The sequence below is a fragment of the Streptomyces sp. NPDC020958 genome (genome assembly GCF_055562175.1).
This window is the reverse complement of the sequence record NZ_JBVHFU010000008.1, coordinates 105,866-124,170: the sequence shown is the minus strand read 5'-3', so window position 1 is coordinate 124,170 and position 18,305 is coordinate 105,866. Positions and strand designations below refer to the sequence as shown.

Genomic DNA, 18,305 nt, shown 5'->3' with positions numbered 1-18,305 from the left:
TCCCCGGCCCCCGCTGGCGCAGGCACTCCCCCTCCCCCACTCAGTCGTCAACCTCGCGCCCCCCCCCCCCGGCGGGGGGGGGGGGGGGGGGGGGGGCCGGGGGCCCCCCCCCCTCCCCCACGCCGTCGGGGATCACCGCACTCAGTCGCGCGAGTTCCCGAACAGGAGTCGATAGGCGATCAACAGCACCAGCGAGCCGCCGATCGCCGCCAGCCAGGTCGTGCCGTCGTAGAAGTCCTTGGTGAAGGGGTGGTCCAGCCACCGGGCCGAGATCCAGCCGCCCAGGAACGCACCCACGATGCCGATGAGGGTCGTGCCGATGAAGCCGCCGGGATCGCGACCCGGCAGCAGGAACTTGGCGATGGCGCCGGCCAACAGTCCCAGGATGATCCAACTGATGATGCCCATGCCCTGAACCTGCCCTTCCGCACTGTGTTCGCACTGTCCCGACCCTGTGATCTCCGTCCCGGCCGACTGTGCCGGACAGGCTGTGCGAGCCGTCCGCGGGTGTCCGTCGCGCGACTGTTCGTGCTCTGTCGATGACCAGGACGCTTGAGCGATGCCAGGCGGTTGCGGCGATCAGTAGGGTGCGGCGCATGACTTCCTCGCCTGCGGCTTTGCGGCGCACGCTGGGCGTGCGTGACGCGGTGGTCGTCGGACTCGGCTCGATGATCGGGGCCGGTGTGTTCTCGGCGCTGGGTCCGGCGGCCCGCGCGGCCGGGTCCGGGCTGCTGCCGGGGCTGGCCGTGGCTGCTCTGGTCGCCTACTGCAACGCCATGTCCTCGGCCCGCCTCGCCGCCCGCTACCCCCAGTCCGGCGGCACCTACGTCTACGGCAGGGAGCGGCTCGGCGCCTTCTGGGGGTACCTCGCGGGCTGGGCGTTCGTCGTCGGGAAGACGGCGTCCTGCGCGGCGATGGCCCTCACCGTCGGCGGGTACGTCTGGCCCGGCCAGGCGCATGCCGTGGCGGTGGCGGCCGTGGTGGCGCTGACCGCCGTGAACTACGGCGGCATCCAGAAGTCGGCGTGGCTGACACGGGTGATCGTGGCGGTGGTGCTGGCGGTCCTGGCCGCCGTGGTGGTCACCTGTCTCTCGTCCGGCCAGGCGGACGCCGGACACCTGGACCTCGGCCTGTCGTCGGGCCTGGGCGGGGTCCTTCAGGGCGCCGGTCTGCTGTTCTTCGCGTTCGCCGGGTACGCGCGGATCGCGACTCTCGGTGAAGAGGTGCGCGACCCGGCCCGCACCATCCCGCGCGCGATTCCGCTGGCCCTGGGGATCGCCCTGGTCGTGTACGCGTGCGTGGCGGTGGCGACGCTCTCGGTGCTGGGCGCGGAAGGACTCGGACGGGCGGCCGCGCCGCTGGCCGACGCGGTGCGGGCAGCCGGGGCGCCGGCCTTGGTGCCGGTGGTGCGGGTGGGGGCCGCGGTGGCCGCGCTCGGCTCGCTGCTCGCCCTGATCCTGGGGGTGTCGCGTACGACGCTCGCCATGGCCCGCGACGGCCATCTGCCTCCTGCGCTGGCCGTCGTGCATCCGCGCTTCCAGGTCCCGCACCGCGCGGAACTGGCCGTCGGCGCGGTGGTGGCCGTGGTGGCGGCGACAGCGGATGTCCGGGACGCCATCGGTTTCTCCTCCTTCGGTGTGCTGGCGTACTACGCGGTGGCCAACGCCTCGGCATGGACGCTGGACCCGGCCCCGCGCGCCCGTGTGGTCCCGGTGGTGGGTCTGCTGGGCTGCGCGATCCTCGCGTTCGCGCTGCCGCCGGGAGCGGTGGGGGCGGGGGCGGCGGTACTGGCGGTGGGCGCGGTGGCGTACGCCGCACGACGGTGGGCGGCGGGCGGGTAGGCCGGTGGCTCCGGTCGGGGGAACCGGGTCTCCGCTGGTCGCCGGGGCTGTCAGGTGGACTGTTCCGGGGCGGTGCGCCTGCGGAAGTCGGGCCAGGGGGCGAGTTCGGTGCCTGCGTCGGTCTCCTCGTACCAGCCCGTACCGGCCAGCCAGACGTGCAGCCAGTCGGTGAGGGTGGGCGCGTCCACGAACCAGGCGCCGTCCGCGTCGTCGGCGTTCGGTTCGTAGAGCAGGACGGTGGCCTGCGGGGTGCTGCAGTCCACGCACGCGTACATGCCGCAGCCCCAGTGGGATATCGGCAGCACGCCCTCGGGCCAGGGCCACTGCGGGTCCTTGCGGCCGCTTTCACGGTTCGTGAGGTACTGGGCGACGGCGGCCGGTTCACCGGAGGGTGCGGCGTCCAGCAGGGGCAGCAGGCCGTAGGAGGGGCCGAAGCCGCCGTCCCCCACCCGTCGGTAGAGCGCGGCGAGGAGGGGTGGCAGGGGGAAGCCCAGGGCTTCCCGCGCGCGGTCGAGCGTGGCCGCGTCGACGGGCGCGGGCAGTGAAGGCCAGCCCCACGGAGGGGAGTTACGGGCCTTCGCGGTCACCCGTGTCAGCAACTGCTCGATCTCCGTCATGGCTTCATGATGCAGCGCGGCACTGACAAGGGGGCCGGGCTGTGGACGACGTTCCGCCGACGCTCCTCGTCCCGGAACGTTCCCGATCACGCTACAAGGATGCGGCACTTTCGTCCGGACGCCTGACCGGCTGATACTTGTGGCAGCAGGCATGCCGACGGAGTGACCTGGAGAGGGTAACGACCATGAAGGTGTTCAACCTGCTGCTCAACATCCTGTGGCTCGTCTTCTGCGGCTTCTGGATGGCCCTCGGTTACCTGATCGCAGCGCTGATCTGCTTCGTCCTGATCATCACCATCCCGTTCGGCGTCGCGTCCCTGCGTATCGCCGGTTACGTCCTGTGGCCGTTCGGGCGGACGACCGTGGAACGGCCCGACGCCGGCGCCGGGTCCTTCATCGGCAACGTGATCTGGGTGATCTTCGCGGGGTGGTGGCTGGCCCTGGCACACCTGATCACGAGCATCCCGCTGTTCCTGTCGATCATCGGCATCCCGTTCGGGTGGGCCAACCTGAAGCTCATCCCGATCTCGCTCATGCCGCTGGGGCGCGAGGTGGTACCCACGGACCAGGGATTCGCAGGACGCTGATCGTCCGCCACGGGCACCGGGGTGTGAAACAACGTCCCGGCAGCCGGACTTCAGGACGGTCCTTACTGGGGGCGCCCCGCCATCTTCTCCAGGCGGGCGATCCGTTCCGCCATGGGCGGGTGCGTCGAGAACATCTTGGACAGTCCCTCGCCCGGCCGGAAGGGGTTCGCGATCATCATGTGGCTCGCGGTCTCGATGCGGGGCTCCGGGGGCAGCGGAAGCTGCTTGGTACCTGCCTCCAGCTTGCGCAACGCGCCGGCCAGGGCGAGCGGGTCGCCGGTGAGCTGGGCTCCGGAGGCGTCCGCCTCGTACTCCCGGGAGCGGCTGATGGCGAGCTGGATGAGGGAGGCGGCGAGCGGACCCAGGATCATGATCAGCAGCAGGCCGAGGAAACCCGGGCCGTCGTCGTCGTCCGAACGGCCGACCGGGATCAGCCAGGCGAAGTTGACCAGGAACATGATCACGGAGGCGAGTGCGCCGGCCACCGACGAGATGAGGATGTCGCGGTTGTAGACGTGGCTGAGCTCATGGCCGATGACCCCGCGCAGTTCGCGCTCGTCGAGGATGCGCATGATGCCCTCCGTGCAGCACACGGCGGCGTTGCGCGGGTTGCGGCCGGTGGCGAAGGCGTTGGGCGCCTCGGTGGGCGAGATGTACAGGCGGGGCATGGGCTGGCGTGCCTGGGTGGAGAGCTCGCGCACCATCCGGTACAGGGCCGGGGCCTCGAACTCGCTCACCGGGCGGGCGCGCATCGCGCGTAGCGCCAGTTTGTCGCTGTTCCAGTACGCGTACGCGTTCGTGCCGAGGGCGACGAGGACCGCGACGATCAGACCCGTCCGGCCGAAGAAACTGCCGATGACGATGATGAGTGCCGACAGTCCCCCGAGGAGAACTGCGGTCCTTAGCCCGTTGTGCCGGCGGTGCACGGTACGCCCTCCAAGTCGTGCGGCAGGGGAACCCTTTGCCTGCGCTGCTGCCTTCCGGTCTGCGATGCCACTGGTGTCGTGGTGTCACGTCCAGTGGACATTCCCGAACTGGTCAACGCCAGGCGGTGGCCACTAGTTCCCTTGTGCCCGCTGTGCACCGTGTGAGCCGTCCGGGTGAGGACGCCCGGAGGCCCGGGGACGCGGACTCACGCGCGCGTGCGGGCACGGTGCCGCCCGCGCGCAGGACGTCAGAACAGACCTGTGGCGGCGAAGCGCAGCACCAGCTGCGGCGCTCCGGACAGTGCGATGCCGAGGGCGCCGGTGAGGGCGAGCGCGGCGGTGAGAGGGCCCGGGAGGGGGTGCCTGGCCGGTTCGCCCTCGGGGGCGCGGAACAGCAGGGCCGCCCACTGGAGGTAGTAGAAGAGGGCGATCACAACGTTGACGGCCATGATGACGGCCAGCCAGCCGAGGCCCGCGTCCACGGCCGTCGAGAAGACGGTGACTTTCGCGAACAGTCCGATGACGCCGGGCGGGAGTCCGGCCAGGCACAGCAGGAAGAACGCCAGGAGCAGCGCGGTGAGCGGGTTCCTGGCGTACAGGCCGCGGTAGTCGGAGAGGCGGTTCAGCTGCCGGGTGCGGCCGACCAGGGCGGCCACCGCGAAGGCGCCGAGGTTCACGGCCGCGTACATGAGGGCGTAGGCGATGGTGGAACCCACGGCCTTCCGTGGGTCGGCGGTGTATCCGGCGGCGGCGATCGGCACCAGCAGGTAGCCCGCCTGGCCCACCGAGGACCAGGCGAGCAGTCGTACCGCGCTGTACGCGCGCGTGGCCTGCTGGCGCAGGGCCGCCGCGTTGCCCGCGGTCATGGTGAGGGCGGCCAGGACGGCGAGCGCGGGTCCCCAGATGTCGGCGTACGACGGGAAGGCGACGACGGTGACCAGGATCAGGCCGGAGAAACCGACGGCCTTGCCGACGACCGACAGGTAGGCGGCGATCGGGAGGGGGGCGCCGACGTAGGTGTCGGGCACCCAGAAGTGGAAGGGGACCGCGGCCGTCTTGAAGGCGAAGCCCACGAGGGTGAGGACGACACCTGCCTGGGCGAGGGTGTGGAGTTGTCCGTCGACGTGCTGGACGCGTTCGGCGACCTGGGTGAGGTAGAGGGTGCCGGTCGTGGCGTACACGAAGCTGATGCCCAGGAGGCTGACGGCGGTGGCGGTCACCGAGGACAGGAAGAACTTGAGGGCCGCCTCGGAGGACCGTCTGTCGCGGTGGCGGATGCCGACGAGGGCGAAGGCGGGCAGGGAGGCGACCTCCAGGGCGACGACGAGGGTGGCGAGGTCGCGTGCGGCGGGCAGCAGGGCGGCACCGGCGGCCGAGGAGAGCAGCAGGAACCAGAACTCGCCCTGGGGGTAGCGGCTCCTGCCGTCCTTCAGGGTGGTGAGGGACAGCAGCGCCGTGAGCAGGGCGCCGCCGAGGACCAGGAACTGCACGACCAGGGTGAACCGGTCGGCGGTGTAGCTGCACGCGTGCGCGGGGCCGGTCACGCAGAAGGTGCTGCGGTCGTGGTCCAGGAGAGGGAGCAGCAGGGCGGCGGCCGCGGCGAGTCCGGCGACCGACACCCATCCGAGGAGCGGTTTCCTGGTCTCGGGCACGAACAGGTCGGCGACCAGGACCGCGAGTCCGACGACCGCGGTGAGGGTCGGCGGGGCGATGGCGAGCCAGTCGACGGACTGGACGAGGTTCGCGGCCAGGGGCTGGGCCAGGGCGCTCATCGGGTGCCTCCTGCGAGGAGCTGCTGGACGGCCGGGTCGGTCAGGCCGAGCAGGGCCCTGGGCCACATTCCGGCGACGACGGTGAGGGCGACGAGCGGGGTCCAGGCAGCGAACTCGTACGTGCGGACGTCGGCGAGTTCCGGCAGGTCCCGTGGTGTGGCGCCCATGCAGACGCGGCGGACCACGGCCAACATGTACGCGGCGGTCAGCAGGGTGCCGAAGGCGGCGATCGCCATGAAGGTGAGGAAGGCCGGGCGGCTCAGGCCGGCGGCGGGTTCGAACGCGCCGAACAGAGCGAGCATCTCGCCCCAGAACCCGGCGAGTCCGGGCAGTCCGAGCGAGGCGACGGCGGCGAACGCCAGCAGCCCCCCGAGGCGCGGCGCCCTGCCGTACAGCGCGGCGCCGGTGTCCGCGGAGAGGGTGTCGAGGTCGGTGGTGCCGGTACGGTCCTTGAGGCCGCCGACCAGGAAGAACAGCAGGCCGGTGATGAGGCCGTGGGCGATGTTGGCGAACAGGGCGCCGTTGACGCCGGTCGGGGTCATGGTGGCGATGCCGAGCAGGACGAAGCCCATGTGGCCGACGGAGGAGTAGGCGATCAGTCGTTTGAGGTCGCCCCGCACGCCCCGTTTGGCCAGGTTCAGGCAGGCCAGGGACCCGTAGATGATCCCGACGACGGCGAAGGCGGCGAGGTAGGGCGCGAAGGTGCGGAAGCCGTCCGGCGCGACCGGCAGCAGGATCCGGACGAACCCGTACGTGCCCATCTTCAGCAGGACGCCGGCCAGCATCACCGAGCCGACGGTCGGCGCGGCGGTGTGAGCGTCCGGCAGCCAGCTGTGCAGGGGCCACATCGGGGTCTTCACCGCGAGTCCGAGCCCGATCGCCAGAACGGCGACGACCTGCACGGACGTGGTCAGTGACCGGCCGTTGTCAGTGGCGAGTGCCACCATGTCGAACGTGCCCGCCTTGATTCCGATCAGGAGCAGGCCGAGCAGCATGACGACGGAGCCGAGCAGGGTGAAGAGGATGAACTTCCAGGCGGCCCGGGTCCGCCCCTCGCCGCCCCAGCGGGCGATGAGGAAGTACATCGGGACGAGCACGGTCTCGAACGCGAGGAAGAACAGCAGCAGGTCGAGGACGGCGAAGGTGGCGAGGGTGCCGGACTCCAGGACGAGCAGCAGCGCGACGAAGGCCTTCGGGGACGGGCCCGCGGGCGGGTTGAAGTACGAGTAGAGCGCGCACAGGAAGGTCAGCAGCGCGGTCAGGACCACGAGGGGGAGGGAGATGCCGTCGATGCCGAGGTGGATGCGCACGTCGAGTGCGGGGATCCAGCTGATGTCGGTCGTGGCCTGCATCCTCGACGGGTGGTCCTGGTCGAAGCCGAGGGCGAGGACGATCGTGGCGATGAGGACGGCACCGGTGACGGTCACGCCGTGCCGGAGCACGGCCTGCTCGGGTGACTTCCCCTTCAGCCCGGGAGGAGCGGGCAGCAGGGCGGCGACGGCGCCCAGGAGCGGGCCGACGACGATCAATGCCAGAAGGATCTGCATCACGGATTCACTGATATCGATCACGCCTGCTCACGCTCCCGTGGCGACGAGGAGGACGGCGACCGCCAGGACGACGGTGCCGGCGAGCAGCGCGCTCACATAGGTCTGGACGTTGCCGGTCTGTGCGCGCCGCACGGCGGCGCCGAGCAGGCGGGGCAGAGCACCCGCCCCACGGACGTAGGTGTCGACGACCTCGCGGTCGAGGAACTGGACGAGGCTCGCGGCGGCCAGGACCGGGCGGACGAACAGGACGCCGTACAGGGCGTCCAGGTGGAAGCCCTCGGCCGCGTGCCGGTGCAGGGGGCCGAGCAGGACCCGGCCGGGGTCGGCCGGGTCGGGTGCGTAGGCCACGTCGCCGAACGCCGGAGCGTGGGCGGCGATGGCCTCGGCCTCGACCTGCCCGGCGTCGCCCTCCGGGTGCGCGGCGACGGCGCCCAGCGGGACCCGGGCCGCCGACGTCCGGGTGCGCTGCCAGGCGCCGTAGGTGACGAGGCCGCCGGCCAGCGCGAGGCCGGTGCCGAGGACCGAGGTGGCGAGGGTCGGGGTGAGGGTACGGCCGTCGAACCAGCCGGGCAGCGAGCGGTAGGCGAACCCGCCGAAGGCCAGGGACGGGACGGCCAGCACCCACAGCACCACCGTCATCGACAGCGGCTGCCTGCCGTGGTCCGGGGCCTCGGTCCCTCGGCCCCGGAAGGCCAGCAGCCACAGCCGGGTGGCGTAGGCGGCGGTCAGCAGCGCGGTGACCAGACCGGCGACGAGGACGATCCAGCCGGCGCTGCCGGGGACGTGCTCGGCGCGACCGGTCGTCGCGTGCTCGGCGGCGCCGAGGACCGACTCCTTGGAGAAGAAGCCGCTGAAGGGCGGGATCGCGGCGAGCGCGAGCAGCGCCACGGTCATCGTCCAGTAGGCGTCCGGGACTCGTTCGCGCAGTCCGGAGGTACGGGACATGACGGCGAGCGAGTTGGTGCCGGCGGCGTGGATGATCACACCGGCCGCGAGGAACAGGAGCGCTTTGAAGGCACCGTGGGACAGCAGGTGGAAGACGGCGGCACCGCGGTCGCCGACGGCGAGGGCGCCCGTCATGTAGCCGAGCTGACCGATCGTCGAGTAGGCGAGGACGCGTTTGATGTCGTCCTGGGCGAGGGCGGCGAGGGCCGAACCGGTCATCGTGACGGCGCTCATCACGGCGAGGACGACCATCACGGCCGCACTGGCCTCGAAGACCGGAAGGAGCCGGGCGACGAAGTAGACACCGGCGGCGACCATGGTCGCGGCGTGGATCAGCGCGGAGACGGGGGTCGGACCGGCCATGGCGTCCGGGAGCCAGGTGTGCAGCGGGAACTGCGCCGACTTGCCCGCCACACCGCACAGGAGGAGCAGGCCGACGAGGGTCGGGTGGTGCAGGCCGCCGTCCGCGACGGTGGTGAGGATCGTGGTGATGCGGAACGACCCGGCATCGGTGGCCAGCGCGAACAGGCCGATCAGGAACGGCACGTCACCGAGCTTGGTGACCAGGAAGGCCTTGAGGGAGGCGGCGCGTGCCTCGGGGGTCTCCCAGTAGTGGCCGACGAGGAAGTAGGAGCAGATGCCCATGACTTCCCAGCCGACCAGCAGCACGATCAGGTCGCCGGAGTAGACGACCAGCAGCATCGCGGCGGTGAAGAGGGAGACGAGGGCGGCGTACGACGGGTAGCGCGGGTCGTCGCGCAGGTAGCCGGTCGAGTAGATCTGCACGCAGGTGGCGACGAAGGCGACCAGGACGGCGACGAGGGCTGCGAAGCCGTCGACGTCCAGGGCGAGTTCGATCGGCACCGAGCCGGTCGGGGTGAGCTGCGTGTGCGCCTCGAGGGCGCGGCCGCCGCCCTGGTCCCAGGCGACCGCGCAGGCGAGGGCGAGCGCGGCGAGCGTCGGCAGCACCGCGAGCGGGCGGACGAACCCGGGGCCCGTGCGCCCGAGGAGCAGACCGGCCACCGCGCCGAGGAACGGCAGGAGGGGGACGAGGACGGCGAGGGTGGTCGTGGTCACGCGGTGGCCTCAGCCTTCTCGTCGGCCGTCCCGTCCGTGGGCGGGCCGGCCGTGCCTTCCTCATGGCCCTCGGCGGTGTCGCGGAGCCGGTCGATGTCGGAGGTGCCGCGGTTGCGGTGGACGGCGAGGACGATCGCCAGGCCGATGCCGATCTCGGCGGCGGCGATGGCGATGGTGAACAGCGTCAGGGCCTGGCCGGAGTGCAGGGTGTCGCGGGCCGCCTTGCTCAGCCAGACGTCGAAGGCGACGAGGTTGAGGTTGACGGCGTTGAGCATCAGCTCGACCGACATCAGGACCAGGATCGCGTTGCGGCGTGCGAGGACGCCGTACAGGCCGGTGCAGAAGAGAAGAGCGGAGAGAACGGCGGGATAGGCGAGGTGCATCAGCGGGCGCCTTCCTGCTCGATCGGGTGAATCCCGGAATCCGTGACCGGAGGGGAACTCTGCGTGACGACCCGTCCGTTCACAGGGGGCGGGGACGGATCCGTCTTCGCCTTGCGGGACAGGACGATCGCCCCGACCAGGGCCGCGAGGAGGAGGACGGAGAGGGCCTCGAAGGGCAGGACCCAGTTCTGGAACAGGCTCGCGCCGGTGACCTTCGTCGAGCCGGCTGCGGCGCCGCCCAGGTCGATCCAGGTGGTGCGGAAGGCGTCCACGACCACCCAGACCAGGGCGGCGGCCGCGGCCACGGCGACGGCCAGCGCGAACCAGCGGTTCCCCGAGTCGGCGTCCGGGGACCGGCCGATGGGGGCCTTGGTGAGCATCAGACCGAACAGAAGGAGGACGACGACGGAACCCACGTAGATGAGGACCTGCACCCAGGCGATGAACTCGGCGGTGAGCAGCAGGTATTCGATGGCGAGACCACCGAGGGCGACCACCAGCCACAGGGCCGCGTGCACCAGCTGGCGGGTGGTGACCGTGACGAGCGCGGCGCCGAAGGTGACCAGGCCGACGAGCAGGAAGGCCACCTCCACGCCGGTCGGGGACAGGAAGCCGTGCGGTGTCTGGGTGAGGGCGGTCATGACTCCCCTTCCCCCGGCTCGGGGTCGCGAGCGGCCTGCGCCTGCGCGGCGGCGAGCTTCTCGGCGGTCTTGCGGGCGGCGGCGATCTCCTTCGGTTCCTCCGCACCGGCGTCGAGGGCGGGCGGGGCGGGGACCGTCCACATCCATGCGCGGAGCTTGTCCCGCTCGTGGGTGAGCTCGTGGATGTCGGTCTCCGCGTACTCGAACTCCGGGGACCAGAACAGGGCGTCGAAAGGACAGACCTCGATGCAGATACCGCAGTACATGCACAGGGAGAAGTCGATGGCGAAGCGGTCCAGGACGTTGCGGCTGCGTTCACGGCCGCCGGGGGCCGCCGGAGGGACGGTCTCCTTGTGGGAGTCGATGTAGATGCACCAGTCGGGGCACTCACGGGCGCAGAGCATGCAGACCGTGCAGTTCTCCTCGAACAGGCCGATGACACCCCGGGTGCGGGGCGGCAGGTCGGGAAGCGCGTCCGGGTACTGCTCGGTGACCGACTTGCGGGTCATCGTGCGCAGGGTGACGGCCAGACCCTTGGCGAGGCCGGAGCCAGGAACGGGGGCCATCAGGAGATCACCACCTTGACGATGCCCGTGAGGGCGATCTGGGCGAGGGAAAGGGGGACGAGGAGGGTCCAGGAGAACTTCTGCAACTGGTCCTCGCGCAGGCGGGGGTAGGTGACACGGAGCCAGATCACGACGAAGGCCAGGAGTGCCGTCTTCAGCAGGGTCCACAGCCAGCCCAGACCGTCGGCGCCCCACGGACCGTGCCAGCCGCCCAGGAAGAGGACGGTGGTCAGACCGCACAGGACGACGATCCCGGCGTACTCGGCGAGCAGGAAGAGGGCGAAGCGCAGGCCGGTGTACTCGGTGTAGGCACCGAAGATGATCTCCGAATCGGCTACGGGCATGTCGAACGGGGGCCGCTGGAGCTCCGCGAGGCCGGCGACGAAGAACACCAGCCCGCCGGTGATCTGCCAGGGCAGCCACCACCAGTGGAAGGCGCCGAGGATGCCCGGCAGGGAGACCGTGCCGGCCGCCATCGCCACGGAGGCGGCGGCGAGCAGCATCGGGAGTTCGTAGGCGAGAAGCTGAGCGGCGGTACGCAGGCCGCCAAGAAGGGAGAACTTGTTGGCGCTGGCCCAGCCGGCCATGAGCGAGCCGAGGACGCCGACGCCCATGACAGCCAGCACGAAGAACACACCGGCGTCCAGGACCTGACCGACGGCGCCCTCGCCGGGCCCGATCGGGATGGCCAGCAGCACGAGCAGGTACGGGAGGAGGGCCACCGCCGGCGCCAGTTGGAAGACACGGCGGTCCGCACCCGCCGGGACCACGTCCTCCTTCTGCGCGAACTTCACACCGTCGGCGATCAGCTGGGCCCAGCCGTGGAAGCCGCCGGCGTACATCGGTCCGAGGCGGCCCTGCATGTGGGCCATCACCTTGTGCTCGGTCTGACCGACGATCAGGGGGAAGGTGAGGAAGACGACGAACACGACGACAAGTCGCAGGGCGACGTCCAGAGCGCCGTTCACTGCGAGCCTCCTGGGCGGTCGTCTCGGGGCGGTTGTTCGGGACCGGCGTGGTCGGGGGCGGCCTGGTCGCGACCGGCGGGGTCCTGACCGGCGGGGTCAGGGGCGGCCTTCTCGGGGGCGGGTTTCTCGGGGGCGGGTTTCTCGGGGGCGGCCTTCTCGGGGGTGGGAGCTTCAGGGGCCGGAGGGGAGCCGGCTGCGGGGACGTCCGAGGCCGGGGCTGCGGTGCCCGACTCCTCAGGTGCCGCGCCCTCGGAGAGGGGACCCTCCTCGGCGCCGGGTCGACCCACCTGCGGCCCCGACGGCCCCGACGGCTCGGTCGGCGTCGCGCGCCGCCCGGCGGGTTCCGGTTCGTCGAAGGCCGGACGGGCGTGATGCCATGGCGCGTCCGCGCTGCGCGCGGGGCAGGGCGGGGCGGCCGGTTCCGTCGACGGGGCCGACTCCTGCGCGCGCTGCGAAGCGGAACCGCCCGAGGCGGTACGCGCTCGGCGCGGTCCCCGGGGAGCCGCCGACCGCTCGGGCGCCGGAGCGGTCTCCTCCACGGAGGACTGCTCCGGGGACGCCTGCACCCCGGAGGTCTCCTCCGCAGAGGTCTGCTCCACAGCCGTCTCCGCCTCCCCCGCGGCCCGCTGGGAAGCGGACCCGGCGCTCGCCGTGCGCGAGCGGCGTGGAGTGGTCGCCGGCCGGGGTTCGGACGGCGTCGGCCCTGCCGCCGTGGCCTGCCTGGCCACGCCCGTCCCCGTCGCCTGCCCGGCCGCGCCCGTCCCCGTGGGTGGCTCGGTCGGCAGGCTCGCCGAGCCCCCGGCCGCCGTGCGTGCGCGTCGTACCGGGCGGTCGCCGGCCGCGGCGGGCGGGCGGGTGCCGGCGGTTCGGGCCGGGCGCGCGGGGGCGGGTGGGAGCTGGCCCTTCAGAGGGCCCCACTCGTTGGGGTCGGGGACGCCCGGGGGGAGCATCTGGCGGCGCTTGGGGCCGCCGTGGTCGGACTCGCCCGGTTCCTTGGCACCGGGCCAGGCCTTGGCGACCCGGGCGGCCAGGACGAAGTCCTTGCGGAGGGGGTGGCCTTCGAAGGTTTCCGGGAGGAGGAGGTGGTCGAGGCCGGGGTGGCCGGTGAAGCGGACGCCGAACATCTCGTGGGTCTCGCGTTCGTGCCAGCGGGCGCCCGCGTAGACGCCGACGGCGGACGGGAGTTCCGGGTCGGCGTGCGGCACGGTCGTGCGCAGCAGGAGACGGCGCGCCGGGGCGAGGGCGACGACATGGGCACAGACGCGGAATCCGGTGCCGGGTTCGTCGACCGCGCTCAGCCAGTCGAAGTAGGTGCAGGAGAGGGTCGTACGGGCGACTTCCAGGGCGGCCGGCCAGGAGGACGGCGGAACGTCGACCGTGAGGACCCCGTAGGACTCCTCGGCCGTCGCGTCCGGGCCGAAGAGTTCCTCGACGGGTACCGGCAGCCAGCCGGTCGTGGGGGTCATCGGGTGTCCCCCTCCCCCATCCTCGTCTCCGTCTCCGTCTCCGTCTCCGTCCCCGGGGCGGGCGGGTGCACCAGGCCGCTCTGGAGGGCCGCGGCGGAGGGGCGCTGGGTGCCGTAACGGTCGCGGAGGGACTCGGCCGCGATCTTCTCCTGGAGTTTCAGGATGCCCTGGAGGAGGGCCTCGGGGCGGGGCGGGCAGCCCGGGACGTAGACGTCGACCGGGATGATCTGGTCGACGCCCTTGGTGACGGAGTAGGAGTCCCAGTAGGGGCCGCCGCAGTTCGAGCAGGCGCCGAAGGAGATGACGTACTTCGGCTCGGGCATCTGCTCGTACAGGCGCTTGACCGCCGGGGCCATCTTGTCCGTGACCGTACCCGAGACCACCATCAGGTCGGCCTGGCGGGGGCCCGGCGCGAAGGGGATCACGCCGAGGCGGATGAAGTCGTGGCGGGCCATCGACGCGGCGATGAACTCGATCGCGCAGCAGGCGAGGCCGAAGTTGAAGACCCAGAGCGAATAGCGGCGGCCCCAGTTGAGGACGACCTTCATGGGCTCGGGGGCGAGGCGGGCGAGCGCGCCCAGTTTCCCTCTGCCTTCCGCGGGGGGAACAGCGGGTTCCGGCAGCAGGACGGGCTCCGGAGTCACGTCCATGTCAGGACGCCCTTCTTGTATGCGTACAGCAGGCCGACGGTGAGGAAGCCGAGGAAGATGAACATCTCCACGAGCGTGGCCACGCCGTAGCCGGGGGCGGCGAAGACCGTCGCCCAGGGGAACAGGAAGATCGAGTCGACGGCGAAGATGACGTAGAGGAAGGCGTAGACGTAGTAGCGGATCTGGGTGTGGGCCCAGCCCTCGCCGACGGGGTCGACGCCGCACTCGTAGGTGAGGAGTTTCTCGGGGGTGGGGACCACCGGGCGCAGCAGCCGGCCGGCCCCGAAGGCGACCGCGACGAAGAGCACGCCGACGACTGTCAGCAACCCCACGACCGAGTAGGACGCGAAGTAGCCCGCCGCGACGGCCACGGTCGGCTCACCACCCACCGTCTCCCGCATCGTCCGCCCCTCACTCCCTCGACAGACAGCGGACCCGGTCCGGCCCGTTGTCCCGACCTCGGTGCGTGACCTCGGTCAACTCCTGATTCGACGATCTGTACGCACGGGAGTCTAGGCCCTGATAAAGGGACGGTAAGCAGCCCCGTCGCACCGTGGGACCCGTTGCGTGGGGCCACTGGTGGGGTTTTCCCCAGGGTGACCGGGGCGGCGAACTCCATGGCGCGGGGTGACGGCACACGGCACGCTGGCGCGTATGACCGCACCCGTGCCCCGATCCCTCAGCTCCGTCGACGGCGGAGAGGCCCCTGAGCGGCTGCCGCCCGTGCGCTTCGCCTTCGACGGTCACACCTGGAAGGAGATCGCGCACCTTCTGCTGAACCTGCCGATGTCGCTGTTCGGCTTCGTCTACGTGATGACGACGCTGTGGGCGAGCGGCATCCTGACGATCACGGTGATCGGCATCCCACTGCTCGCCGCCACCCTGCTGGGCGCCCGGCAGCTGGGGAAGCTGGAGCGCGCACGCGCGCGTGCGCTGCTGGGGGTGCGGGTCGAGGAGCCGACGCCGTTGCCGTGGGGGAAACGCGGCGCGGGCTCGCAGCGGCTCTGGATGACGCTCAAGGACCCGGTGGGCTGGCGGACGCTGTTGTACGACTTCATCCGGCTGCCCTGGGGCGTGCTCACCTTCGCTGTGACGCTGACCTCGCTGTTCGTGCTGTGGCCGGTGCTGCCTTTCATCGCGCGCGGGTTGGCGAACGTGGACCGGGCGATGGTCCGCGGCCTGCTGTCGCCGTCCGACGAACTGGAACGCCGGATCGCCGAACTGGAGTCCGACCGGGGGGTGGTCGTGGACGCGGCGGCCGCCGATCTGCGGCGGATCGAGCGGGATCTGCACGACGGCGCGCAGGCCCGGCTGGTCAACCTGGCGATGGGGCTCGGCCTGGCGAAGGAGAAGCTGCTGGAGGATCCGGACGCGGCCGCCGCGATGGTCGAGGAGGCGCACGGCGAGGTGAAGCTGGCTCTCCAGGAGCTCCGGGACCTGGCCCGGGGCATCCACCCGGCGGTGCTGACCGACCGGGGGCTGGACGCGGCGCTGTCCTCGGTCGCCTCGCGGTGCACGGTGCCGGTGCAGGTGACCGCCGATCTGCCGGCCAGACCGGCGCCCGCGATCGAGGGCATCGCCTACTTCACCGTCTCCGAGCTGCTGCAGAACATCAGCAAGCACAGTGGGGCGCGCAGCGCCTCGGTCGACGTGTGGCGCACCGACGACCGGTTGCTGATCCAGGTACGGGACGACGGGCGGGGCGGGGCGAGCCTGGACCGTGGCTCCGGGATGCGGGGGCTCGCGGACCGGCTGGGCGCGGTCGACGGCCTGTTCGTCGTCGTGTCGCCGGACGGCGGCCCCACGACGGTCACCGCCGAGCTGCCCTGGCGCGACCGGTCGTAGTGCGGACGGGCCGGTCACGGAGCGGACCGGGGGTGGGGAAAACCCCCGGTCCAAGACGCCGACGGACTCCATGGTCCGTGCGCCCGCGGCGCAGCAGGGTGGAGGTACGGCGGGACAGGGCCGAGGCGACTGGGACAGGACGGGACGGCGGCGATGGCCACGGAGTACGGACAGGGACACGGGTACGGGCAGGAGCGCGAGTACGGCCACGGCCACGGGCCGTACGAGCCCTACGAGCCCTACGAGCCCTACGAGCCCTACGAGCCCTACGAGGAGCGTCGGCGCCGGGTGCCCGCCGTGCTGCGGGCGCCGTTCGAGGCGCGCAGCCTGCGTGAGTTCGGCTACGTGCTGTCGGGCCTTCCGGTCGGTGTCGCGCTGTTCGTGTGGACCGTGACGATGCTGTCCCTCGGTGTCGGGCTGCTGGTGACCTTCATCGGCATCCCGCTGCTGGCGGTGGCCCTCGCCGGGTGCCGGGGTCTCGGGGCGCTGGAGCGGGCACGCGCGCGTGGGCTGCTGAGACTGGAGGTGGCGGACCCGGAGCCGTTGCGGATGCGCAAGCCGGGGTTCTTCGCCTGGACGGGCGCGGTGCTGAAGAGCGGCACGTCCTGGCGTCATCTGCTGTACGCGGTGCTGCAGTTCCCCTGGTCGATGTTCTCGTTCGTCGTCGCGCTCAACCTCTGGGTGTACGGCTGGGCCCTGTTGACGTATCCGCTGTGGTTCTGGGTGTTCCCGGTGTACGCCGGGCAGGGCGGGATCCAGCTGTACGGCGACGCGCATCACAGCGTCTACGTGGACAACCCGTTCGAGATCACCGTGACGGTGCTGGTGGGGCTGCTGTTCACGCTGGCCACTCCGTGGATCGTACGGGCGCTGACGATGGTGGACCGGGTGATGGTGCACGGGCTGCTGGGGCCGTCGAAGCTGGCTTCGCGGGTGGTGGAGCTGGAGTCGGACCGGGGGGTGGTCGTCGACACGGCCGCCGCCGACCTGCGGCGGATCGAGCGGGATCTGCACGACGGGGCGCAGGCGCGGCTGGTGGCGCTGGCCATGGATCTGGGGCTGGCGAAGGAGAAGGTGCGGGAGGATCCGCAGGCCGCGGCGCGGATGGTGGACGAGGCGCACGGTGAGGTGAAGACCGCGTTGCAGGAGCTGCGGGATCTGGCCCGTGGGATTCATCCGGCGGTGCTGACCGACCGGGGGCTGGACGCGGCGCTGTCCGCGGTCGCCTCGCGCTGCACGGTGCCGGTGCGGGTGGAGGTCGACCTGGTGGAGCGGCCTGCGGCGGCCATCGAGGGGATCGCCTACTTCACGGTGTCCGAGCTGCTGCAGAACGTCAGCAAGCACGCGCGCGCGAGTGGGGCGACCGTGGATGTGTGGCGCAGCGAGGACCGGTTGATGCTGCAGGTCGTGGACGACGGGGTGGGGGGTGCGGACCCGACCGGGGGATCGGGGCTGGCCGGGCTGGCCGAGCGGCTGGACGCCGTCGACGGGATCCTGGTGGTGGACTCTCCGGCGGGCGGGCCCACCCGGGTGACGGCCGAGCTGCCCTGGCGGCGCTGAGGGCGCGGCTCCGCCCCGCCGCCCCTCCCCTCGGCGTCCCCGTGCTCCTGGGGATCGGCCCCCTCAGGCCTGCGTCGCCGACACTCGATTTTGGCTCGCGTCCGCCCCTACCCGCAGGCACGGCGATCCGAATGCTGGAATGCTGGACTTTCGGACAGGGCAGGCATGTACGCCGGACGGGGTGTGGGGGGCCGCGAGATCGTGGAGGACAGGGTGCGGGTGGTCATCGCCGAGGATTCCGTGCTGCTCAGGGAGGGGCTGACCCGGCTGTTGACCGACCGGGGGCATGACGTCGTCGCCGGCGTCGGAGACGCGGAGGCACTGGTCAAGACCATCGCCGAGCTGGACGCGCAGGGCGCGCTGCCGGACGTCGTCGTGGCGGACGTCCGGATGCCGCCGACGCACACCGACGAGGGGGTGCGGGCCGCCGTACAGCTGCGCAAGGCTCATCCCGGGCTCGGGGTGCTGGTGCTGTCGCAGTACGTCGAGGAGCGCTACGCCACCGAACTGCTGGCCGGGTCCAGCCGGGGCGTGGGATACCTCCTGAAGGACCGGGTGGCGGAGGTGCGGGAGTTCGTCGACGCGGTGGTGCGGGTCGCCGACGGGGGTACGGCGCTCGACCCGGAGGTGGTGGCGCAGTTGCTCGGGCGCAGCCGGAAGCAGGACGTGCTGACCGGGCTGACCCCGCGGGAGCGGGAGGTGCTGGGGCTGATGGCCGAGGGACGGACGAACTCGGCGATCGCGCGGCAGCTGGTCGTCAGCGACGGAGCCGTCGAGAAGCATGTCAGCAACATCTTCCTCAAGCTCGGCCTCTCCCAGAGCGACGGTGACCACCGGCGTGTTCTGGCCGTTCTGACCTATCTGAACTCCTGACGGGCGGACACCGTGTCGGCGCCGGAAGGCAGCCAGGG

The 18,305-nt window shown here is 71.7% G+C and carries 18 protein-coding genes; 5 read left to right on the top strand and 13 right to left on the bottom strand.

All coding sequences use genetic code 11. The features are described 5' to 3' along the window. Positions 1-141 precede the first annotated feature (141 nt). Positions 142-408, bottom strand: coding sequence for a GlsB/YeaQ/YmgE family stress response membrane protein (locus tag ACZ3KP_RS23625; RefSeq protein ID WP_132890236.1), 267 nt, complete (start codon positions 406-408; stop codon positions 142-144). A 188-nt stretch (positions 409-596) separates the two neighbouring features. On the opposite strand from ACZ3KP_RS23625, the gene ACZ3KP_RS23620 reads away from it, so the two are divergent. Further along, positions 597-1,841: an APC family permease gene (locus ACZ3KP_RS23620; protein ID WP_467501626.1), complete on the top strand. Its 1,245-nt coding sequence runs from the start codon at positions 597-599 to the stop codon at positions 1,839-1,841. A 50-nt stretch (positions 1,842-1,891) separates the two neighbouring features. Here ACZ3KP_RS23620 and ACZ3KP_RS23615 read toward each other — a convergent pair whose 3' ends face one another. After that, positions 1,892-2,458: an SMI1/KNR4 family protein gene (locus ACZ3KP_RS23615; protein WP_467501625.1), complete on the bottom strand. Its 567-nt coding sequence runs from the start codon at positions 2,456-2,458 to the stop codon at positions 1,892-1,894. A gap of 185 nt (positions 2,459-2,643) precedes the next feature. On the opposite strand from ACZ3KP_RS23615, the gene ACZ3KP_RS23610 reads away from it, so the two are divergent. After that, complete coding sequence (locus ACZ3KP_RS23610; protein WP_358981293.1) at positions 2,644-3,045, top strand: YccF domain-containing protein; 402 nt, start codon at positions 2,644-2,646, stop codon at positions 3,043-3,045. A 62-nt stretch (positions 3,046-3,107) separates the two neighbouring features. Here the strand turns inward: ACZ3KP_RS23610 and htpX are convergent, their stop codons facing one another. The 11 genes from htpX to ACZ3KP_RS23555 all read right to left on the bottom strand — a co-directional run bounded on the left by htpX (position 3,108) and on the right by ACZ3KP_RS23555 (position 14,390). Continuing rightward, positions 3,108-3,971 carry a zinc metalloprotease HtpX gene (gene htpX, locus ACZ3KP_RS23605; protein WP_358981292.1) on the bottom strand — a complete coding sequence of 288 codons (864 nt, stop codon included), beginning with the start codon at positions 3,969-3,971 and terminating at the stop codon, positions 3,108-3,110. Between the two features lie 248 nt (positions 3,972-4,219). Next, entirely contained in the window at positions 4,220-5,743 is a 1,524-nt protein-coding gene (locus ACZ3KP_RS23600) for an NADH-quinone oxidoreductase subunit N (protein WP_467501624.1), read from the bottom strand. After that, a complete protein-coding gene (locus ACZ3KP_RS23595; protein WP_467501623.1) occupies positions 5,740-7,314 on the bottom strand; it encodes a complex I subunit 4 family protein in 1,575 nt (524 codons plus the stop codon). Before ACZ3KP_RS23595 ends, ACZ3KP_RS23600 begins: the two co-directional genes overlap by 4 nt. A gap of 6 nt (positions 7,315-7,320) precedes the next feature. Continuing rightward, positions 7,321-9,315 carry an NADH-quinone oxidoreductase subunit 5 family protein gene (locus tag ACZ3KP_RS23590; RefSeq protein ID WP_467501622.1) on the bottom strand — a complete coding sequence of 665 codons (1,995 nt, stop codon included), beginning with the start codon at positions 9,313-9,315 and terminating at the stop codon, positions 7,321-7,323. Next, positions 9,312-9,698: an NADH-quinone oxidoreductase subunit NuoK gene (gene nuoK, locus ACZ3KP_RS23585; RefSeq protein WP_132890244.1), complete on the bottom strand. Its 387-nt coding sequence runs from the start codon at positions 9,696-9,698 to the stop codon at positions 9,312-9,314. The genes ACZ3KP_RS23590 and nuoK overlap by 4 nt, the downstream gene beginning before the upstream one ends. Further along, positions 9,698-10,339: an NADH-quinone oxidoreductase subunit J family protein gene (locus ACZ3KP_RS23580; protein ID WP_467501621.1), complete on the bottom strand. Its 642-nt coding sequence runs from the start codon at positions 10,337-10,339 to the stop codon at positions 9,698-9,700. The genes nuoK and ACZ3KP_RS23580 overlap by 1 nt, the downstream gene beginning before the upstream one ends. Continuing rightward, on the bottom strand, positions 10,336-10,905 hold the full coding sequence (locus ACZ3KP_RS23575; protein ID WP_467501620.1) for a NuoI/complex I 23 kDa subunit family protein: 570 nt from the start codon (positions 10,903-10,905) through the stop codon (positions 10,336-10,338). Before ACZ3KP_RS23575 ends, ACZ3KP_RS23580 begins: the two co-directional genes overlap by 4 nt. Further along, the gene (locus ACZ3KP_RS23570) at positions 10,905-11,873 is read right to left on the bottom strand and encodes a complex I subunit 1/NuoH family protein (protein WP_467501619.1); all 969 of its coding nucleotides are present in this window, start codon (positions 11,871-11,873) and stop codon (positions 10,905-10,907) included. Before ACZ3KP_RS23570 ends, ACZ3KP_RS23575 begins: the two co-directional genes overlap by 1 nt. Beyond that, positions 11,870-13,339 (bottom strand): NADH-quinone oxidoreductase subunit C, encoded by a 1,470-nt coding sequence (locus tag ACZ3KP_RS23565; protein ID WP_467501618.1) that lies wholly within the window; start codon positions 13,337-13,339, stop codon positions 11,870-11,872. The genes ACZ3KP_RS23570 and ACZ3KP_RS23565 overlap by 4 nt, the downstream gene beginning before the upstream one ends. Beyond that, positions 13,336-13,989 carry an NADH-quinone oxidoreductase subunit B gene (locus ACZ3KP_RS23560; RefSeq protein ID WP_467501617.1) on the bottom strand — a complete coding sequence of 218 codons (654 nt, stop codon included), beginning with the start codon at positions 13,987-13,989 and terminating at the stop codon, positions 13,336-13,338. The genes ACZ3KP_RS23565 and ACZ3KP_RS23560 overlap by 4 nt, the downstream gene beginning before the upstream one ends. Beyond that, on the bottom strand, positions 13,980-14,390 hold the full coding sequence (locus ACZ3KP_RS23555; protein ID WP_467501616.1) for an NADH-quinone oxidoreductase subunit A: 411 nt from the start codon (positions 14,388-14,390) through the stop codon (positions 13,980-13,982). The genes ACZ3KP_RS23560 and ACZ3KP_RS23555 overlap by 10 nt, the downstream gene beginning before the upstream one ends. Positions 14,391-14,643: 253 nt before the next feature. Between ACZ3KP_RS23555 and ACZ3KP_RS23550 the strand changes: the two genes are divergently transcribed. From ACZ3KP_RS23550 to ACZ3KP_RS23540, 3 genes are all read left to right on the top strand, one after another. Continuing rightward, positions 14,644-15,834 carry a sensor histidine kinase gene (locus ACZ3KP_RS23550; protein WP_467501615.1) on the top strand — a complete coding sequence of 397 codons (1,191 nt, stop codon included), beginning with the start codon at positions 14,644-14,646 and terminating at the stop codon, positions 15,832-15,834. Between the two features lie 153 nt (positions 15,835-15,987). Beyond that, complete coding sequence (locus ACZ3KP_RS23545; RefSeq protein ID WP_467501614.1) at positions 15,988-17,394, top strand: sensor histidine kinase; 1,407 nt, start codon at positions 15,988-15,990, stop codon at positions 17,392-17,394. Between the two features lie 165 nt (positions 17,395-17,559). After that, positions 17,560-18,267 (top strand): LuxR C-terminal-related transcriptional regulator, encoded by a 708-nt coding sequence (locus ACZ3KP_RS23540; RefSeq protein ID WP_360562959.1) that lies wholly within the window; start codon positions 17,560-17,562, stop codon positions 18,265-18,267. Positions 18,268-18,305: the final 38 nt, after the last annotated feature.

Excerpts from the sequence above, each read along its gene's own strand:
- ACZ3KP_RS23550 (WP_467501615.1), top strand. The coding sequence starts at position 14,644 with ATGACCGCACCCGTGCCCCGATCCCTCAGCTCCGTCGACGGCGGAGAG.
- ACZ3KP_RS23565 (WP_467501618.1), bottom strand. The coding sequence starts at position 13,339 with ATGACCCCCACGACCGGCTGGCTGCCGGTACCCGTCGAGGAACTCTTC.
- ACZ3KP_RS23620 (WP_467501626.1), top strand. The coding sequence starts at position 597 with ATGACTTCCTCGCCTGCGGCTTTGCGGCGCACGCTGGGCGTGCGTGAC.
- ACZ3KP_RS23540 (WP_360562959.1), top strand. The coding sequence starts at position 17,560 with ATGTACGCCGGACGGGGTGTGGGGGGCCGCGAGATCGTGGAGGACAGG.
- ACZ3KP_RS23610 (WP_358981293.1), top strand. The coding sequence starts at position 2,644 with ATGAAGGTGTTCAACCTGCTGCTCAACATCCTGTGGCTCGTCTTCTGC.
- ACZ3KP_RS23560 (WP_467501617.1), bottom strand. The coding sequence starts at position 13,989 with ATGGACGTGACTCCGGAGCCCGTCCTGCTGCCGGAACCCGCTGTTCCC.
- ACZ3KP_RS23555 (WP_467501616.1), bottom strand. The coding sequence starts at position 14,390 with ATGCGGGAGACGGTGGGTGGTGAGCCGACCGTGGCCGTCGCGGCGGGC.
- ACZ3KP_RS23545 (WP_467501614.1), top strand. The coding sequence starts at position 15,988 with ATGGCCACGGAGTACGGACAGGGACACGGGTACGGGCAGGAGCGCGAG.
- ACZ3KP_RS23575 (WP_467501620.1), bottom strand. The coding sequence starts at position 10,905 with ATGGCCCCCGTTCCTGGCTCCGGCCTCGCCAAGGGTCTGGCCGTCACC.
- ACZ3KP_RS23615 (WP_467501625.1), bottom strand. The coding sequence starts at position 2,458 with ATGACGGAGATCGAGCAGTTGCTGACACGGGTGACCGCGAAGGCCCGT.
- ACZ3KP_RS23625 (WP_132890236.1), bottom strand. The coding sequence starts at position 408 with ATGGGCATCATCAGTTGGATCATCCTGGGACTGTTGGCCGGCGCCATC.
- ACZ3KP_RS23580 (WP_467501621.1), bottom strand. The coding sequence starts at position 10,339 with ATGACCGCCCTCACCCAGACACCGCACGGCTTCCTGTCCCCGACCGGC.
- nuoK (WP_132890244.1), bottom strand. The coding sequence starts at position 9,698 with ATGCACCTCGCCTATCCCGCCGTTCTCTCCGCTCTTCTCTTCTGCACC.
- ACZ3KP_RS23600 (WP_467501624.1), bottom strand. The coding sequence starts at position 5,743 with ATGAGCGCCCTGGCCCAGCCCCTGGCCGCGAACCTCGTCCAGTCCGTC.